At 65.9% G+C, this 17,101-nt stretch carries 14 protein-coding genes; 6 read left to right on the top strand and 8 right to left on the bottom strand.

Annotated features, from left to right (window positions below):
- Positions 1-81 precede the first annotated feature (81 nt).
- Entirely contained in the window at positions 82-1,470 is a 1,389-nt protein-coding gene (locus tag M3U25_RS08825) for a sigma-54 dependent transcriptional regulator (protein WP_242080579.1), read from the top strand.
- Between the two features lie 236 nt (positions 1,471-1,706).
- Here the strand turns inward: M3U25_RS08825 and pilB are convergent, their stop codons facing one another.
- From pilB to M3U25_RS08810, 3 genes are all read right to left on the bottom strand, one after another.
- Complete coding sequence (gene pilB, locus M3U25_RS08820; protein WP_355498280.1) at positions 1,707-3,440, bottom strand: type IV-A pilus assembly ATPase PilB; 1,734 nt, start codon at positions 3,438-3,440, stop codon at positions 1,707-1,709.
- Between the two features lie 34 nt (positions 3,441-3,474).
- On the bottom strand, positions 3,475-3,876 hold the full coding sequence (locus M3U25_RS08815) for a pilin (protein WP_355498283.1): 402 nt from the start codon (positions 3,874-3,876) through the stop codon (positions 3,475-3,477).
- 238 nt (positions 3,877-4,114) lie between these two features.
- Positions 4,115-4,522 (bottom strand): pilin, encoded by a 408-nt coding sequence (locus M3U25_RS08810; protein ID WP_295938320.1) that lies wholly within the window; start codon positions 4,520-4,522, stop codon positions 4,115-4,117.
- A gap of 369 nt (positions 4,523-4,891) precedes the next feature.
- On the opposite strand from M3U25_RS08810, the gene M3U25_RS08805 reads away from it, so the two are divergent.
- The 3 genes from M3U25_RS08805 to coaE are packed head-to-tail and all read left to right on the top strand — an operon-like array spanning position 4,892 to position 7,658.
- Positions 4,892-6,151 (top strand): type II secretion system F family protein, encoded by a 1,260-nt coding sequence (locus M3U25_RS08805; RefSeq protein WP_355498287.1) that lies wholly within the window; start codon positions 4,892-4,894, stop codon positions 6,149-6,151.
- A gap of 6 nt (positions 6,152-6,157) precedes the next feature.
- Positions 6,158-7,021: an A24 family peptidase gene (locus tag M3U25_RS08800; RefSeq protein ID WP_355498290.1), complete on the top strand. Its 864-nt coding sequence runs from the start codon at positions 6,158-6,160 to the stop codon at positions 7,019-7,021.
- A 13-nt stretch (positions 7,022-7,034) separates the two neighbouring features.
- Complete coding sequence (coaE, locus tag M3U25_RS08795; protein WP_355498293.1) at positions 7,035-7,658, top strand: dephospho-CoA kinase; 624 nt, start codon at positions 7,035-7,037, stop codon at positions 7,656-7,658.
- Positions 7,659-7,769: 111 nt separating this feature from the next.
- On the opposite strand, the gene M3U25_RS08790 is transcribed toward coaE, so the two are convergent.
- The 4 genes from M3U25_RS08790 to rimK all read right to left on the bottom strand — a co-directional run bounded on the left by M3U25_RS08790 (position 7,770) and on the right by rimK (position 11,387).
- Complete coding sequence (locus M3U25_RS08790; RefSeq protein ID WP_355498296.1) at positions 7,770-9,104, bottom strand: HAMP domain-containing sensor histidine kinase; 1,335 nt, start codon at positions 9,102-9,104, stop codon at positions 7,770-7,772.
- Positions 9,097-9,774, bottom strand: coding sequence for a response regulator transcription factor (locus tag M3U25_RS08785; protein WP_010340533.1), 678 nt, complete (start codon positions 9,772-9,774; stop codon positions 9,097-9,099). The genes M3U25_RS08790 and M3U25_RS08785 overlap by 8 nt, the downstream gene beginning before the upstream one ends.
- 14 nt (positions 9,775-9,788) lie before the next feature.
- Positions 9,789-10,235 carry a hypothetical protein gene (locus M3U25_RS08780; RefSeq protein WP_355498299.1) on the bottom strand — a complete coding sequence of 149 codons (447 nt, stop codon included), beginning with the start codon at positions 10,233-10,235 and terminating at the stop codon, positions 9,789-9,791.
- A gap of 258 nt (positions 10,236-10,493) precedes the next feature.
- Entirely contained in the window at positions 10,494-11,387 is an 894-nt protein-coding gene (gene rimK / locus M3U25_RS08775) for a 30S ribosomal protein S6--L-glutamate ligase (protein ID WP_355498302.1), read from the bottom strand.
- Between the two features lie 284 nt (positions 11,388-11,671).
- Between rimK and M3U25_RS08770 the strand changes: the two genes are divergently transcribed.
- Positions 11,672-13,981 carry a TonB-dependent receptor gene (locus M3U25_RS08770; RefSeq protein ID WP_355498305.1) on the top strand — a complete coding sequence of 770 codons (2,310 nt, stop codon included), beginning with the start codon at positions 11,672-11,674 and terminating at the stop codon, positions 13,979-13,981.
- Positions 13,982-14,200: 219 nt separating this feature from the next.
- On the opposite strand, the gene M3U25_RS08765 is transcribed toward M3U25_RS08770, so the two are convergent.
- Positions 14,201-16,225, bottom strand: a complete 2,025-nt coding sequence (locus M3U25_RS08765; RefSeq protein WP_355498308.1) for a phosphocholine-specific phospholipase C — start codon at positions 16,223-16,225, stop codon at positions 14,201-14,203.
- Positions 16,226-16,455: 230 nt separating this feature from the next.
- Between M3U25_RS08765 and M3U25_RS08760 the strand changes: the two genes are divergently transcribed.
- Entirely contained in the window at positions 16,456-17,076 is a 621-nt protein-coding gene (locus tag M3U25_RS08760) for a histidine phosphatase family protein (RefSeq protein WP_355498311.1), read from the top strand.
- Positions 17,077-17,101 lie beyond the last annotated feature (25 nt).

The following is a 17,101-nucleotide window of genomic DNA, read 5'->3' as shown; positions in this document are numbered from 1 at the left end:
AGGTGAGAATCGCTCCGCCAGCGCGCGGCCGGCGCCGGTAAATTGGCGCATGCCCCGGTTCCTACGCTATCTTCCCTGCACATGAACGAAACCCGAAGTGCCCTGGTCGTCGACGACGAGCGCGACATCCGCGAGTTGCTGGTCCTGACCCTGGGCCGGATGGGGCTGCGCATCAGCACCGCCGCCAACCTCGCCGAAGCGCGCGAACTGCTGGCGAGCAACCCCTACGACCTTTGCATCACCGACATGCGCCTGCCCGACGGCAACGGCATCGAGCTGGTCAGCGAGATCGCCAAGCACTACCCGCGCACGCCGGTGGCGATGATCACCGCCTTCGGCAGCATGGACCTGGCGGTGGAAGCGCTGAAGGCCGGCGCCTTCGACTTCGTCAGCAAGCCGGTGGACATCCAGGTGCTGCGCGGCCTGGTCAAGCATGCACTGGAACTCAACAACGAGAGCCGCGCCGCGCCGCCGCAGCCGGCCCCGGAACAGGCCAGCCGCCTGCTCGGCGCCTCGGCGGCGATGGACGCGCTGCGCAGCACCATCGCCAAGGTCGCGCGCAATCAGGCGCCGGTCTACATCCTCGGCGAGTCCGGCGTGGGCAAGGAGCTGGTCGCGCGCACCATCCACGAACAGGGCGCCCGCTCTGCCGGCCCGTTCGTGCCGGTGAACTGCGGCGCGATCCCGGCCGAACTGATGGAAAGCGAGTTCTTCGGCCACAAGAAAGGCAGCTTCACCGGCGCCCATGCCGACCAGGCCGGCCTGTTCCAGGCCGCGCATGGCGGCACCCTGTTCCTCGACGAGGTCGCCGAACTGCCGCTGCCGATGCAGGTCAAGCTACTGCGCGCGATCCAGGAGAAATCGGTGCGCCCGGTCGGCGCCGCCAGCGAAGTGCCGGTAGACGTGCGCATCCTCTCGGCCACGCACAAGGACCTGGCCGACCTGGTCGCCGAGGGCCGCTTCCGCCACGACCTGTATTACCGCATCAACGTCATCGAACTGCGCGTGCCGCCGCTGCGCGAGCGCGGCGGCGACCTGCCGCAGCTGGCCGCGGCGATCCTGGCACGGCTGGCCAAGAGCCACGGCCGCCCCACCCCGCTGCTGTCGCCCTCGGCGCTGGACGCGCTGAGCAGCTACGCCTTCCCCGGCAACGTGCGCGAACTGGAGAACATCCTCGAGCGCGCCCTGGCGATGGCCGAAGACGATCAGATCAGCGCCACCGACCTGCGCCTGCCGCAACCCGGCAACCATGCCCGCAGCGCCGCCGAGGCCGCCCCCGCCCTGCCGCGCGGCGTGGTCGACATCGACCCCAGTTCCTCCGCACTGCCGTCCTACATCGAGCAACTCGAACGCGCCGCCATCCAGAAGGCACTGGAAGAGAACCGCTGGAACAAGACCCGCACCGCCGCGCAGCTGGGCATCACCTTTCGGGCGCTGCGCTACAAGCTGAAGAAGCTGGGGATGGAGTAGGAGGGCCGGGAATGGGGAGTCGGGAGTGGGAAATAGGAAAAGCGGGCTTCCCGGATGCTCCCGGCCCTTCGCCTCAGGGAATGATCCGGCCAGGCTGACGATGCGGTGGCTGCAGCCGGCATCGTCCGCCCTGCGCTACACGTCGGCGAGCCAGGGAATAGGGCTTGGACTGAGCGACAGGAATGGGAAACCCCGCTTTTCCCATTCCCCACTCCCGATTCCCCATTCCCAGCTTCTCAGTCCTTCGTCACCCGATTGATCTCCGCCAAACTGGTGATGCCGTTGCGGGCCTTGAGCAGGGCCGATTGGCGCAGGTCCTTGACCCCGATCTTCTGCGCGGCGCTGGCGATGTCCATCGCGTTGCCGCCCTGCAGCACGATCGCCGCGATCTCGTCGTTCATCGGCATCACTTGGTAGATGCCGGTGCGGCCCTTGTAGCCCTCGGTACAGTCGTCGCAGCCGACCGCTTCGTACAACTGGATGCCGGCGGCGACCTCCGCCTCGGTGAAGCCCTCGGCCAGCAGGGCCTTCTCCGGCAACTGGACCGGGCGCTTGCAGTTGTTGCACAGGCGCCGCGCCAGGCGCTGGGCGATGACCAGGGTCACCGAACTGGTGATGTTGTAGGGCGCGATGCCCATGTTCATCAGGCGCGCGATGGTCTGCGGCGCGTCGTTGGTGTGCAGGGTGGACAACACCATGTGGCCGGTCTGCGCGGCCTTGATCGCGATCTCGGCGGTCTCCAGGTCGCGGATTTCGCCGACCATGATGATGTCCGGATCCTGGCGCAGGAACGAGCGCAGCGCTGCGGCGAAGGTCATGCCCCGCTTGTTGTTCTGCTGCACCTGGTTGACCCCGGGCAGGCGGATTTCGACCGGATCCTCGGCGGTGGAGATGTTGCGGGTGTCGTCGTTGAGGATGCCCAGCGCGGTGTATAGCGACACCGTCTTGCCGGAGCCGGTGGGGCCGGTGACCAGGACCATGCCATAGGGTTTGTGGATCGCATCCAGGAACAGCTTCTGCTGCTCCGGTTCGTAGCCGAGCTTGTCGATGCCCAGCTTGGCCGCGCTGCCGTCGAGGATACGCAGCACGATCTTCTCGCCGAACAGCGTCGGCAGCGTGCTGACGCGGAAATCGATCTGCTTGTTCTTGGACAGGTTGAGCTTGATGCGCCCGTCCTGCGGCACCCGCTTCTCGGCGATGTCCAACTGCGCCATCACCTTCAGGCGCGCGGCGATGCGCTGGTTGAGCTTGACCGGCGCCTTGGCCACGCTCTTGAGCAGGCCATCGATGCGCAGGCGCACCCGGTAATCGTCCTCGTAGGGTTCGAAATGGATGTCGGACGCGCCGCGGCGGATCGCGTCGACCAGCACCTTGTTCACGAACTTGACGACCGGGGTGTCCTCGCCCTTGGCGTCGATGCCGGTGTCGCCGCTGCTGCCCATGTCCTCGTCGCCGCCGCCGACATCGAGGTTGTCCATGCCCTCGTCGTCGCCCAGCGCGCTGCCGAGGGAGTCGTTGCTGGCCTGCCACTGCTCCAGGGTCCGGCGGATCTGGTCCTCGTCGACCAGGATCGGCTCCACCGTCAGGTTGGTGTGGAACTTGATGTCATCCAGCGCCCGGGTCTGGGTCGGGTTGCTGATGCCGACGAACAGGCGGCCGCCGCGCTTGAACAACGGCAGCACCTGGTACTTCTGCAGCAGTTCCTCGCTGACCAGCTTCATGGCGTTCTGGCTGGCGTCGAAAACCGAGACATCCATCAACGGCATGCCGAACTCCACCGCATTGGCGGCGGCCAACTGCGCGGCGGTAACCAGCTTCTTCTCGGAGAACCACTGCGGCAGCGGGACCTTGGCCTCGCCCGCCTGGGCCATCGCGGCCCGCGCCGCGGCTTCGTCCAGCGCACCGTCCTGCACGAGACGGCGGGCGATACCGGTGATGCCGACCAAATTAGGAGCCATCAACGTGCTCATCTTGTCTACCTCAAGCGCAAAAAACAGGTAAGGATCAGCTGCAGCCTCCCGGCCTGTAAGGTACATCAAAGGCGCTTGCATCACATGTCCATACACCTTCGGTGTCACGCCTCAGGTACAGCGCCTTTCCGTCCACCTTCGGACTCCCTGAAACATGACACTCAATCCAGGCCGCATAATCACTAGTAACCTCTACTCTTACCGAAGAACAAGACGCGGATGCCTTAATTCCGATGTAATCTGCATCGAGGAGCGAAGCGTCTCGCTGCTCCGCGATGGCAGTTTCGATCATGGTCTTTCCCGGCCTTACGGTCGCCAGTGCAGCCGTCGTCTGACTCCTAGCAACATATCCCTGATAGGTGGGAAAACCGATAGCGGCGAGGATAGCCACTATCGCAACGACCACCATCAACTCAACCAAAGCGAATCCGCGCATACGCCCCCCTTATCGCGCAACGAGAAACACTCTCTTAAAAAGCCTCACCCAACTGCCGGACATGGCCGGGATTGAAGCTGGGCGAAATGCTAACGTGGCCTATGGCATTGACAAGAAAGACCAAAGCCATCAGGCGCACTGCCGATGACTGCTACCGTGATGAAAGGCCTCTTCGCAAGAAAAAAGCGCCCCTAGGGGCGCTTTTTTCTTGCGAAGAGCGAAAGGAGCACCAACTGAATTAGGTGCAACCGTTCGGCTTGTACTTGGTAACGGCGGTCGTCGCGCAGGTCCAAGAACCATCGGCAGTGGCGCGGGTCAGGGTGACGGTCTTGTCCTTAACCTGAGAATTGCCCGCGATGGTGCACTGGATGCTGGCCGCGCCACTGCTGGCGGTACCCGAAACAGTCAGGGTCGGGCAGCGAGTGGAGGTCTTCAGACCGATGTCGGCAGCAGCCGCAAAGTCCTTGCCTTCGTTGAGGAGCACTTCAGCCTGCGTCTTCCCGGGGGTGATCTCGGCCAGCGCAGCGGTGACCTGCGACTTGGCAACATAGTCCTGATACATCGGCAGCGCGATGGCGGCCAGGATGGCGATGATCGCGACCACGATCATCAGTTCGATCAGGGTAAAGCCCTGCTGCTTCTTCATTGTGAACCCCTAGAGATGGAATGTTAGGTGGTGGTGGTAGGCACTCGCCCGCGGATCCTACTCCCCGAGCGCCGCGGCGAAGCGCCACGTGCGAGGTAAGCAAAGCAGACTGCGTGCCAACTTCTCAAACATGCCTGATGCTCTCCCCGGGGCGTATCATGCCCTAGCGCCACAGGCACTGTGCAGGCAAATCAGGAATCTGCGACCGAATGGACCAACTGCCCACAAGCGGCATAAAGTGACGCACTACGTCACGCCAATCGCACAGACCCTCTCCACGGCAGCGACTTCCGGGTGCCAGGCGCCGCGGAAACCGATACCATGCCTCATATGTCCGCCCGGGGATGGCCGGACGGGGGAGACGACCTGATGTCCGCAACGCGCAGCGCAGTCAAGAAAGAGCCGGTCGCACGCAGCACCAGCCAGCAGGTGCCCTTCGTTTGGGAGGGTACCGACAAGCGCGGCGTCAAGATGAAGGGCGAGCAGACCGCCAAGAACGCCAATCTATTGCGCGCCGAACTGCGCAGGCAAGGCATCACGCCGTCGGTGGTCAAGCCAAAGCCCAAGCCGCTGTTCGGCGCCGCCGGCAAGAAGATCAGCCCCAAAGATATCGCCTTCTTCAGCCGGCAGATGGCGACGATGATGAAATCGGGCGTGCCGATTGTGGGCGCGCTGGAGATCATCGCCAGCGGGCACAAAAACCCGCGCATGAAGAAGATGGTCGACCAGATCCGCACGGATATCGAGGGAGGCTCCTCGCTCTTCGAGGCGATCAGCAAGCATCCAGTCCAGTTCGACGAGTTGTACCGCAACTTGGTCAGAGCCGGCGAAGGGGCCGGCGTGCTGGAGACCGTGCTGGAGACGGTGGCTGACTACAAAGAGAACATCGAGGCACTGAAGGGCAAGATCAAGAAGGCCTTGTTCTACCCGGCCATGGTAATGGCGGTTGCCCTGATCGTTACCTCGATCCTGCTGGTCTGGGTCGTCCCGCAATTTGAAGACGTGTTCAAGGGCTTCGGCGCGGAACTGCCAGCCTTCACCCAGATGATCGTCGCAGCATCGCGCTTCATGGTGTCGTATTGGTGGATGCTGTTGCTCCTGCTGATCGGCACCATCGGCGGCTTCATCTTCGCCTACAAACGTTCGCCTGCGATGCAGCACGGGATGGACCGATTGGTGCTCAAGGTGCCGATTATCGGCCAGATCATGCACAACAGCTCGGTGGCGCGTTTCTCGCGCACTCTTGCAGTCACCTTCCGCGCCGGCGTGCCGCTGGTGGAGGCACTGGACATCGTCGCTGGCGCCACCGGCAACAGCGTCTACGAAACTGCCGTGCTGCGCATGCGCGACGACGTGGCGGTCGGCTACCCAGTCAACGTGGCGATGAAGCAGACAAATCTGTTCCCGCACATGGTCATCCAGATGACCGCGATCGGCGAAGAAGCCGGTGCGCTGGATGCGATGCTGTTCAAGGTGGCCGAGTACTTCGAGCAGGAAGTGAACAATGCGGTCGATGCCTTGAGCAGCCTGATCGAGCCCTTGATCATGGTGTTCATCGGCACCATCGTCGGCGGCATGGTCATCGGCATGTACCTGCCGATCTTCAAGCTGGCCTCCGTCGTTGGATAAGCATTAATGGCATTTCTCGATCAACACCCCGGCCTCGGCTTCCCGGCCGCGGCCGGACTTGGCCTGCTGGTGGGCAGCTTCCTCAACGTGGTGATCCTGCGCATGCCCAAGCGCATGGAGTGGCAGTGGAAGCGCGATTCGCGCGAGATCCTGGAGCTGCCGGACATCTACGATCCGCCGCCGCCCGGCATCGTGGTGGAGCCGTCGCACTGCCCGCACTGCAAGCACAAGCTGGCCTGGTTCGAGAACATTCCGCTGTTCAGCTGGCTGGCGCTGCGCGGCAAGTGCCGCTACTGCCATGCGCCGATTTCGCCGCAATACCCGCTGGTGGAACTGCTCACCAGCCTGCTGGTGGTCGCCAGCGTGTGGCGCTTCGGCTTCGGCTGGCAGGGTTTCGGCGCGATCGTGTTCAGTTGTTTCCTGGTGGCGCTGTCCGGCATCGACCTGCGCACCCGCCTGCTGCCGGACCAGTTGACGCTGCCACTGATGTGGCTCGGCCTGATCGGCAGCATGGACAACCTGTACATGCCGGCCAAACCCGCTCTGCTCGGCGCGGCGGTCGGCTATCTCTCGCTGTGGTCGGTGTGGTGGCTGTTCAAGCAGATCACCGGCAAGGAAGGCATGGGCCATGGCGATTTCAAGCTGCTGGCCGCGATCGGCGCCTGGTGCGGCCTGAAGGGCATCCTGCCCACCATCCTGATCTCCTCGCTGGTCGGTGCGATCCTGGGTTCGCTGTGGCTGGCGGCCAAGGGCCGCGACCGCGCCACGCCGATCCCGTTCGGCCCCTACCTGGCAATCGCCGGCTGGATCACCTTCTTCTGGGGCACGGAGATCGTGGAGACCTACATGCGCTGGTCGGGACTGCGCTGACGGAGCCTGCGGCTTGACTGATTTCGTCGTCGGCCTGACCGGAGGCGTGGCCTCCGGCAAGAGCGAACTGAGCCGCCGCTTCGAGGCCAAGGGTGTCGTCGTCGCCGATGCCGACCTCGCCGCTCGCGCAGTCGTCGCGCCGGGCCATCCGGCGCTGGCGCAGATCGTGGCGCGCTTCGGGCCGCTGCTCCTGCAGGACGATGGGCGGCTCGACCGCGCTGCCTTGCGCCAGCGCATCTTCGAGGACGCGACGGCGCGCCGCGACCTGGAAGCGATCACCCATCCCGCCATCCGCAAGTTACTGCAGGAACAGTGCCGCGAGGCCGCAGGACCGTATGCGATCGCGGCCATTCCCCTGCTGACCGAGGTCGGCGCACGCGCCGCCTATCCCTGGCTCGACCGGATCCTGGTGATCGACGCCCCCGAGGCGCTGCAGCATGCGCGCCTGATGCAGCGCGACGGCATCACCGCCGACCTGGCGCAGCGCATGCTGGCGGCGCAAGCGACCCGCGCCGCGCGCCTGGCCATCGCCGACGACGTGGTGGTCAACGACGGCGCCGCCGCCGAACTGCAGGAGGCGGTGGAGCGGCTGGATCGGCAGTACCGCGACCTGGCCGCAGCAAAGTCTTCGCTGTAGAAAAGCGTTTATTCCGCCATCAAGGATCAGAAGCGACCCGCATTGACTGGAACAGCCTGGTCGCGGCTGAAGCCGCTCCTACCGCGGGGAGAGGACGGCCTGCCGCCAGCCTCAAGCCGGCTTGAACCACAGCGTCGCCACCACGCCCTTGGTCGCGCCCGGACGCACGTTGACCTGCCAGCCGTAGAGGTCGCAGAGCCGGCTGACGATCGACAGACCGATGCCGCCGCCCTGCGAATGGCCAGCATGGGTGCCGCGGTAGCCGCGCTGGAACAGCTTGGCCGCGTCCTCCTCGCTCAGGCCCGGGCCGGAGTCGATCACCTGCACCGCATCGCTCAGCACCCGCACCACTACCTGCCCTTCCTGGGTGTACTTGACCGCATTGCCGATCAGATTGCCCAGCGCCACCGACAACGCCGCTTCCGGTGCATCGATGGCCAGGTTGCGCTCGCCTTCCAATAGCAGTTGCAGCGGCTTGCCACCCAACTGCGCGCGATGCGATTCGATCAACTGCTCGGCGACCTTGGCGACGTTGCTGTGGCCCTGCCCGCGCTCGTTGCGCGACAGCAGCAGCAGCGACCCGATCAGGTCGCTGCACTGCTGTTCGGCACGCTGGATGCGCTGCAGGCGCTGCAGGACCTTCTCGTCGAGATTGGGCCGGGTCAGCAGCAGCTCGGTGGCGCCGCGAATCACTGCCAACGGCGTGCGCAGCTCATGGCTGACGTCGGCGTTGAACTCGCGGTCGCGCTGCACCACTTCGGTCAGGCGCGCCGAGTAGTCGTCCAGCGCCTCGGCCAGCTGGCCGACCTCGTCGTCGGGGAAGTGCGGCGCCAACGGCTTGGGATCGCTGCTGCCGCGATAGGCGCGCAGACGCGCGGCCAGGTCCGACACCGGCCGCATCACCCGCGACGCCGACCACCAGCCGATCACCAGCGACAACGCACTGAACACCAGCACCGACAGGATCAGGGTGCGCTTGAGCTGGACCTCGCCCTGCATGGTCTGGGTCAGGTCGTAGGCCATGAAGAACCACGCGTCCGGTGTTTTGCGGACGCCGACCTTGTAGGCGAACGCTTTGCCGTCGGCGTCGGTACCCGACATCATGTGGATGCCGTCGCTCAGACGCTCCCATTCCGGGAAATCGCGACGCAGGCCATCCAGCTTGTCGGGGCGGTAGACGAAGCCCTTCATCTGCTGGACCGGGATCGCCAGGTTGCGCCCACCGCTGGCCACGTAACTGCGCCAGGACGCTTCCAGGTTGCGGTTCATCACGTCCTCGACCAGCTGGTTCTCCACGCGCGCGCGCGCCCAGTTGGTGGCGAACGCGAACAGCGCGGTCAGGCCGAAGCCCAACAGCACGAACGAGAGGATGATGCGGCTGCGGAGACGGCGGCGGTAGCGCCCGCGCCGCCGCACGACCCGCGGCAACGCCGGCGCTTCAGGCATCGGGCGCGGCGATGCGGTAACCGATGCCGTGGCGGGTCTGGATCATCGGCACGTCGAACGGCTTGTCCACCACCGCGCGCAGGCCGTGGATATGCACGCGCAGCGAATCGGAGTCGGGCAATTCCTCGCCCCACACGCGGGTCTCCAGCTCCTGCCGGGTCACCACCGCCGGAGCGGCCTCCATCAGCGCCTGCAGGATCTTCAGCGCGGTGGGATTGAGCTGCAGCAGCTTGCCCTGGCGGCGCACTTCCAGCGTATCCAGGTTGTATTCCAGGTCGCCGGTCTCCAGCACCCGGGTGTGCACGCCCTTGCCGCGACGCGACAGCGCGTTGAGCCGCACTTCCACTTCCTGCAGCGCGAACGGCTTGATCAGATAGTCGTCGGCGCCGGAATCGAATCCGGCAAGCTTGTTGTCCAGCGAATCGCGCGCCGTCAGCATCAGCACCGGGGTCTGCTTGCGCGCCTCGTTGCGCAGCTTGCGGCAGACTTCGATGCCGTCCATGCCCGGCAGGTTGAGGTCGAGCACGATCGCATCGAACTCGTGCACCACCGCCAGGTGCAGGCCAGTGACGCCATCGGCGGCGAAATCGACGGTGTGGCCGCGATCCTCGAGGTAGTCGCCCAGATTGGCAGCGATGTCGCTGTTGTCTTCGATCACTAGAATTCGCACCAACATTTACCCCGTCAGTCGTACTTGCCAGTTGGATTGCGCCGCATCAGTTCCTGCGCATCCTCGTTGTCGCGGCGGCGTTCCGCCACGGTCCTGCATTGCGTGGTCGTGCGCAGCGAGCCCGTCACGGCCTCGCGCCTGCACACCATCCGGCTGTCCGCTGCCGCTTTGGTCAGCAACGTATTCACCGTTTCCTGATCGTTGAACAATGCGACCTTCTGCTCTTCCTTCAAGGTCTCCACGTCCTGGTGGGCGTCGAGTATCGCAGCCATTCGCGCCAATGCAGCTTCGACCCTGCCGCGATCGTCAGCATTGATTTCGGAATAGGTCTTACCATCGTTCAATTGCTGCCGAATTGTACTGAGTTGCTGCGCGAACGCTTTCTTCACGTTCATGGGCGCCTCACCTTTGGGCGCCGCCATCGCCGTGCATGCCAGGAGCATGCCCAGCACCAATGCCATCGACCGTTTCATCCCTTCCCCCGCAGTTGAACGCGCCTGGCAATGTAGCCCCCGCGCAAACACCGCCGCAAGCAGTGGACGGGCTGGGCCGGGTAGGTGCTCGCCAACAAAAAGACCCAGGCAGCGGGGCTGCCTGGGCCGAAAAAGTTCTATCCCGATTACCGTTCCTGCTGAGGAGGGCAGAGCTGCGGTTCGACGAAGCTTACGCAGGGCGGAATTAAACCGGTGTTAAGCCAGAACCCTTAGCCACAGATTCCGCTAACCCGCTGATTTCTTTCGCTTCAGGCAAGCTTCGAGGTGTTCGATGACCTTGCCGGCGATATCCAGCTCGCAGACCGTCTCGATGCCTTCCAGGCCCGGGGTCGAATTGACCTCCAACACCAGCGGCCCGCGCTTGGAGCGAATCAGGTCGACGCCGGCCACGCCCAGGCCCAGCGCCTTGGCCGAGCGGACCGCCACCTCCTGTTCGCCGCGGCTGGCCGTGGTGCGCTCGGCGGTGCCGCCCAGGTGCAGGTTGGAGCGGAAGTCGCCCTCCGGCGCGGTGCGGCGCATCGCCGCCACCACCTGGTTGCCGACCACGAAGCAGCGCAGGTCGGCGCCCTCGGCCTCACCGATGAATTCCTGCACCAGGAAGTTGGCATACAGCCCGCGCAGTGCCTCCACCACGCCGCGCGAGGCGCTGGCCTTCTCGGTCAGGATCACCCCGGTGCCCTGGGTTCCTTCGTTCAACTTCACCACATGCGGTGGCGGGCCGAGCATGGACAGCAGGTCGCCGGTGTCGTCCGGGTTGTCGCCGAACACGGTCATCGGCATGTCGATGCCCTTGGCCGCCAGCAGCTGGTGTGCACGCAGCTTGTCGCGGGCGCGCAGGATGGCGTCGGAGGGATTGGGTGTACAGACGCCCATCATCTCCAGTTGCCGCAGCACCGCGGTGCCGTAGCGGGTGACCGAGTTGCCGATGCGCGGGATCACCGCGTCGTAGCCGGTGATCGGCTTGCCCTTGTAATGCATGGTGAAGGCGCCGGCGGCGATGCGCATGTAGCAGCGCAGCGGGTCCAGCACCCGCACCGTGTGCCCGCGTTCGCGGCCGGCCTCGACCAGGCGCCGGGTCGAGTACAGCTTGGTGTTGCGGGACAGGATGGCGAGCTTCATCGAGGGCGGCGGCGGTGGCAGGCCCGGCATCATACGTCGCGTCACCGGCACTGCGATGCCGCGCGTCGTCGCAGCCGCCGCCGGCGCGGCAAGGCCGAGGATGCGCGGTGATCGCCATCACCCACGGTCCGCGCGCTGTCCCACAGCCGACATCGGACCGCCCCGAAACGTTCACAAAACCGTTGCATCGTGGCGGGCGGGCCGCGTCTCGGCCCGGTATACCGGCTGCCCGCGCCCCGCGCGGCAGGTCCGGCACGTCTCCCCCTCATGATTGGTGACTTTCGATGACCCCCACTTCCAGATCCTTGCGCCCGCACGCGCTGGTGCTTGCCGTTGCGTCCGCCCTGCCGGCCTTCGCCGCGCTGGCCGAGACCGCGCCGGCCGCCGCCACCGCAACCGCCGATGCGGCGGCCAGCGCGAGCGGCAACGATGCCACGATGCTCGACGCGATCACCGTCGTGTCCAGCGGCACCACCCGCCAGGTGCAGCGCATCACCCGTGAGGACATCGGAATCGCCGCTCCCGGCACCAGCGCGCTGAAGGTGCTGGACAAGCTGCCGGGCGTGCAGTTCCAGTCGGCCGACCCATTCGGCGCCTACGAATGGTCCACCGCGATCAGCCTGCACGGCTTCGACCAGAGCCGGCTCGGCTTCACCCTGGACGGCGTGCCGCTGGGCAACATGAGCTACAGCGTCAGCGACGGCCTGCAGGTGACCCGCGCGATCATTTCCGAGAACGTGGCCTCGGTGGAACTGGCGCAGGGCGCCGGCGGCCTGGGCACGCCCTCGAGCAGCAACCTCGGCGGCACCGTGCGCTACTACTCCGCCGATCCGGATGCCGACGCCGGCATCCGTTTCAGCCAGACCCTCGGTTCCGACAGCACCCGCCGCACCTACCTGCGCGGCGACACCGGCGACATCCACGGCTTCTCGCTGTACACCTCGCTGGTGCATGGCGAAATGGACAAGTGGAAGGGCTACGGCAACAACGAGTACAACCAGGCCAACGCCAAGGCGCTGTACCAGTGGGGCGACGGCAACCGGGTCAGCCTGTACCTGGACAGCTCGCACCGCAAGGAATACGACATCATGGACCTGTCGCTGACCTCGCAGCGGGTCCTCGGCTGGGATTGGGACTACCTGATGCCGGACTGGAACAGCGCGGTGCAGATCGCCAACGCGCTCAACGGCAAGGGCAGCTACCCGGCCAGCCTCAACGGCCTGCCCGCCGACTACGGCAAGGCCGATGCGTCCTACTACTCCGGCGCCGGCCTGCGCCGCGACAACCTGGCCGCGCTCAGCGGCACGTTCAACCTCGGCGGCAGCGCCACGCTGAACCTGACCGGCTACTACCACGACAACAACGGCGAAGGCCAGTGGACCACGCCGTACGCGGCGTCCTCGGCCAGCGTGCCGCTGTCGATGCGCACCACCGACTACCGCCTGAACCGCCATGGCGTCACCGGCTCGCTGAACTTCACCGTGGCCGGCAACGAGATCGAGATCGGCGGCTGGTACCAGAACGCCAAGACCGTGCAGGAGCGCAACTACTTCCTGCTCGACGGCCCGTTCACCGATCTGTACTACTTCAACAAGAACGGCACCCTGTTCGCGCGTGGTTTCGCCCAGCACTACGACACCGACACCACCATGTTCTACGCGCAGGACACGCTGCGCCTGATGGACGAGCGCCTGACCCTGAACTTCGGCGCCAAGAAGCTGATCGTCGACACCACCGCGCAGTCGCAGGTGCCGTCCGCGTCCAACGCCGCCGGCGAGATCAAGGCCGACTCCGACCTGCTGCCGCAGGTGGGCGCCAACTTCAAGATCGACGAGCACCAGGAGGTCTACGCCTCCTACAACAAGAACATGGCCGGCTTCGGCTTCACCCCGTTCCAGGAATCGCAGGCCGCGTTCAACGCGATCAAGGGCTCGCTGGAGCCGGAGACCGCACAGACCTACGAACTGGGCTACCGCGTGCGCGGCGACGGCGTGGAAGCGTCGCTGGCGCTGTACCACACCACCTTCGACGACCGCCTGCTGGTGACCTCGCCATGCAGCGCGATCCAGACCTGCTCGGCCACGCTCAACAACGTCGGCTCGGTGCGCAGCCAGGGTGCCGACCTGGCGGTGATCTGGCGCCCGATCGAACAACTGCGCTGGCTGAACTCGCTGTCCTACGACGACTCCACCTACCAGGACGACTACCTCAACGGCGGCGTGGTGGCGACCTCCGGCAAGCGCGTGGTCGGCATCCCCGAATGGATGTTCTCCAGCAGCCTGGCCTACGAGAACGCCGGCTGGCACGCCTCGCTGGACGGCAAGTACACCGGCCGCCGCTACATCAGCTACCTCAACGACTCGTCGGTGCCCAGCTACTGGCGCTTCGACCTGAGCGCCGGCTACGACTTCGGCCAGGTCGGCATGTTCCAGAACCTGGGGCTGAGCGCGAACGTCACCAACCTGTTCGACAAGCGCTACTTCGCCACCGTCGGCACCAACGGCTACGTCGTCTCCGACCCCAACGGCTACAACCAGACGCTGATGGCCGGCGCGCCGCGCCAGTTCTTCGTCACCTTCAGCGGCAAGTTCTGAGCCGAGGCGACACCGCCAGGGAAGGCACCCTGCGCCGCCGCTGCACTTGCAGCGGCGGCGTTTGTTTTTGGGGTCATGCAAACGTGCGGAGTGCTGTAGATGAGCCGGCGCGGAACAGAACTGGTGTATCCCGTGACACGCGCGCGAAGCGGTCGCGGCTGAAGCCGCGACCGGGCACCGCCACCAGCAACCACGTCCCGCGCTGAAAGGCGGCGACCGCTACGCGTCGACCACGCGGCCGATCGCCGGATCGCTCATGCTGGGGCGGCCGGTTTCGATGTGTCCGGCCAGACGCCGACGCCATTGCGGCAGGGTCGCACTGTCGATGGTCAGGTCGTACCAGTGGTGCTGCGCCTGCAGCGGCAGGCGAAGGACGATGCGATCGCCGGCGGCCAGCGTGAGCGTCTGCTCGGTGCCATCGCCGCGATACCCGTCGTGCACGCGCAGCGTGCACGGCTGCGTGCCGGCATTGCCGAGCGTCAGCAGCAGGCACTGCGCGGCCGCATCGTAGTCGGCCTCCGCCTGCAGCCCGGCATCGCCGATCCCGTCGCCATGGAACTCGCGCAGGAACCCGTTAGGCCCGTGCACGCGCACCGCGTAGCCGGCATCGGCCGCATCGCCGCGCCACGCGCGCGCATCCTGCAGCTCGCTGCCGGCGGCCAGCGTGTAGAACCAGGGCCCGGCCATGCCACCGTCGGCATAGGCATTGAGCGCCACGCCAGCATCGCCGCGATTGCGCATGCGCAACACCCGCGCATCCGCCTGCACCTGCAGCCGCACGTCGAAATCGTAGGGCAACGCCCGCGCCGGGCGCTGGCCAGGCTCCTGCACCGGCAGCGCCTGTTGCGCAGGACGCTGCGGCGGCGGCAGCGTCGCGGTGGCGTCGATGCGGGCGATGTAGTCGCGGGTGTCCGGCAACGCCACCGGCGCCGGATCGTGGCCGACGAAGTCCAGCGTGGAAGTCAGATCGCCGGCGACGGCGCGGCGCCACGGATTGATGTTCGGCTCCATCACGCCGAAACGGCGCTCCAGGAAGCGCAGCACCGAGGTGTGGTCGAACACCTGCGAGTTCACCCAGCCGCCGCGGCTCCACGGCGACACCACCAGCATCGGCACCCGCGGCCCCAGGCCGACCGGCACGCCGTGATAATCCTCGCCATGCAGGTCCACGTTGCTGGCGCCCAGCTCCGGCCGGATCGCCGGCAGCGCCGGCGGCACGTGGTCGAAGAAGCCGTCGTTCTCGTCGTAGTTGATCAGGAACACAGTCTTCGACCAGACCTCCGGCGAAGCCGCCAGCACCTCCAGCAGTCGCGCACTCAAGGATTCGCCATAGGCCGGGGTGGCCTCAGGATGCTCGCTGAGCAGGTACGGCGCGACGATCCACGACACCTGCGGCAGCGTGCCGGCGCGCACGTCGCGCGCGAATGCCGCGACCAAGTGCTCGCCGCGCGAGGCCTTGGCGTTGTCGGCGGTGGAGCCGGGCACGATGGCGCGGCCGCGGCGGTACAACGGCGACGCGCGGTCCAGCCTGCGAAAGTTGGCGAAGTACGGATGGCTGTTGTCGCCGTAGTTGTCGAACTCCTGATAGACCTGCCAGCTGACGCCGGCCGCCTGCAGACGCTCGGAGTAAGTGCTCCAGGTGTAGCCGGGGAAGCGCGGATTGTCGCGCGCCATGTCCGCGGTCCAGTTGCCGTCGTCGCGGTTGTTCACCGCCTGCTCGCCGTCGTTGCCGACGCTCAGGCCGCTGGTGCCGGTGAACATGTACATGCGGTTGGGATTGGTGGGGCCGAACAGCGAGGCGTGGTAGCCGTCGCAGAGGGTGAAGGCGTCGGCCAGGGCGTAGTAGAACGGCAGATCCTCGCGCTGGAAGTGCCCCATGCTCATCGCGCTCTTCTGCGCGATCCAGGCGTCGTGGTGTTTCCAGGTCTCGTGGGAGCCCTTCCAGTCGTGGTTGAGATCCTTCATCCACTGCGCGCTGCTGGTCTGGCTGTTGAGCCGGAACGGCAGCACATAGCGATCGCTGCCCTTGCGCTCGGGCTGGTACCAGACCGGCTTGCCGCTGGGCAGCCGCAACGGCCGCGGATCGCCATAGCCGCGTACCCCGCGCAGGCAGCCGAAGTAATGATCGAAGGACCGGTTCTCCTGCATCAGGATCACCACGTGCTGCACGTCCTGCAACGTACCGGTGACCCGCGCCGGCGGCACCGCCAGCGCGCTGCGGATGACGCCGGGCAACAGCGGCATGGCCGCACCGGCCCCCAGGGCCACGGACGTGCGGGCGAGGAAACGACGACGGCTGTGTTCGACCACGGGAAGCAGGACCGGCAACGAGCAAACGCTCAGGCGTCGGCCAGCCTAGCGCTGGTCGATGAAGCGGGTTTGACAGTTCGCGAATGGCTGCAGAGCGCGCCGGAGATCGCGCTGGCTCGAGACCGCTCAGCATTGGTTCGACAAGACAATGCGAGAAAGGCGCCATGACCACCATGATCCTCGCCCGCCATGGGCATGTCGACTGGATTGCACCCGAGCGCTTCCGTGGGCGCGCGGAACTGCCGCTATCGAAGCTTGGTGAGCTGCAGGCCGCCGCCCTTGCGACGCGCGTCGCGCAAAGCTGGGCACCGGACGCGATCTACACAAGCCCGCTGTCGCGATGCGTACGGACCGGCGCAGCGATCGCGCAGGCGACCGGCGTGCCGGCCCAGATCCTGGACGACCTCTCCGACATCGATTACGGCCAGTGGCAGGGGCTGACGCACGACGAAGTGACTGCGCGCTGGCCCGATCTCGCAAGGACCTGGTTTGCGACGCCGGATCTCGCAGTGATTCCAGGAGGCGAAACGCTGGCGGACGTGCTGGTTCGCGCCATGAAGGTGCTGCACAACGTCCTGCATCATCATAGTGGCCAGACCGTCGTCCTGGTCGGCCACGACAGCATCAACCGGGTGCTCCTCCTGCAATGTCTCGGGCTGCCGCTGGCGCGCTACTGGCGCATCAAGCAGGAGCCGTGTTGCGTGAATGAAATCGTGATCGAGGATGGCAACTTCACCCTGCATCGCCTCAACGAAACCCATCACACGCTGGGGCTTCGCGTCTAGTGCAATCCAACGCCCTTGCTTGCGG

It is taken from the genome of Xanthomonas sp. PPL134, assembly GCF_040595915.1.
Taxonomy (GTDB): domain Bacteria; phylum Pseudomonadota; class Gammaproteobacteria; order Xanthomonadales; family Xanthomonadaceae; genus Xanthomonas_A; species Xanthomonas_A indica.
This window is presented reverse-complemented; position numbering and strand designations above follow the sequence as displayed.

Excerpts from the sequence above, each read along its gene's own strand:
- M3U25_RS08815 (WP_355498283.1), bottom strand. The coding sequence starts at position 3,876 with ATGCGCGGATTCGCTTTGGTTGAGTTGATGGTGGTCGTTGCGATAGTG.
- M3U25_RS08765 (WP_355498308.1), bottom strand. The coding sequence starts at position 16,225 with ATGCCGCTGTTGCCCGGCGTCATCCGCAGCGCGCTGGCGGTGCCGCCG.
- M3U25_RS08810 (WP_295938320.1), bottom strand. The coding sequence starts at position 4,522 with ATGAAGAAGCAGCAGGGCTTTACCCTGATCGAACTGATGATCGTGGTC.
- M3U25_RS08800 (WP_355498290.1), top strand. The coding sequence starts at position 6,158 with ATGGCATTTCTCGATCAACACCCCGGCCTCGGCTTCCCGGCCGCGGCC.
- M3U25_RS08825 (WP_242080579.1), top strand. The coding sequence starts at position 82 with ATGAACGAAACCCGAAGTGCCCTGGTCGTCGACGACGAGCGCGACATC.
- M3U25_RS08790 (WP_355498296.1), bottom strand. The coding sequence starts at position 9,104 with ATGCCTGAAGCGCCGGCGTTGCCGCGGGTCGTGCGGCGGCGCGGGCGC.
- M3U25_RS08805 (WP_355498287.1), top strand. The coding sequence starts at position 4,892 with ATGTCCGCAACGCGCAGCGCAGTCAAGAAAGAGCCGGTCGCACGCAGC.
- M3U25_RS08770 (WP_355498305.1), top strand. The coding sequence starts at position 11,672 with ATGACCCCCACTTCCAGATCCTTGCGCCCGCACGCGCTGGTGCTTGCC.
- M3U25_RS08780 (WP_355498299.1), bottom strand. The coding sequence starts at position 10,235 with ATGGCATTGGTGCTGGGCATGCTCCTGGCATGCACGGCGATGGCGGCG.
- pilB (WP_355498280.1), bottom strand. The coding sequence starts at position 3,440 with ATGAGCACGTTGATGGCTCCTAATTTGGTCGGCATCACCGGTATCGCC.
- M3U25_RS08760 (WP_355498311.1), top strand. The coding sequence starts at position 16,456 with ATGACCACCATGATCCTCGCCCGCCATGGGCATGTCGACTGGATTGCA.
- rimK (WP_355498302.1), bottom strand. The coding sequence starts at position 11,387 with ATGAAGCTCGCCATCCTGTCCCGCAACACCAAGCTGTACTCGACCCGG.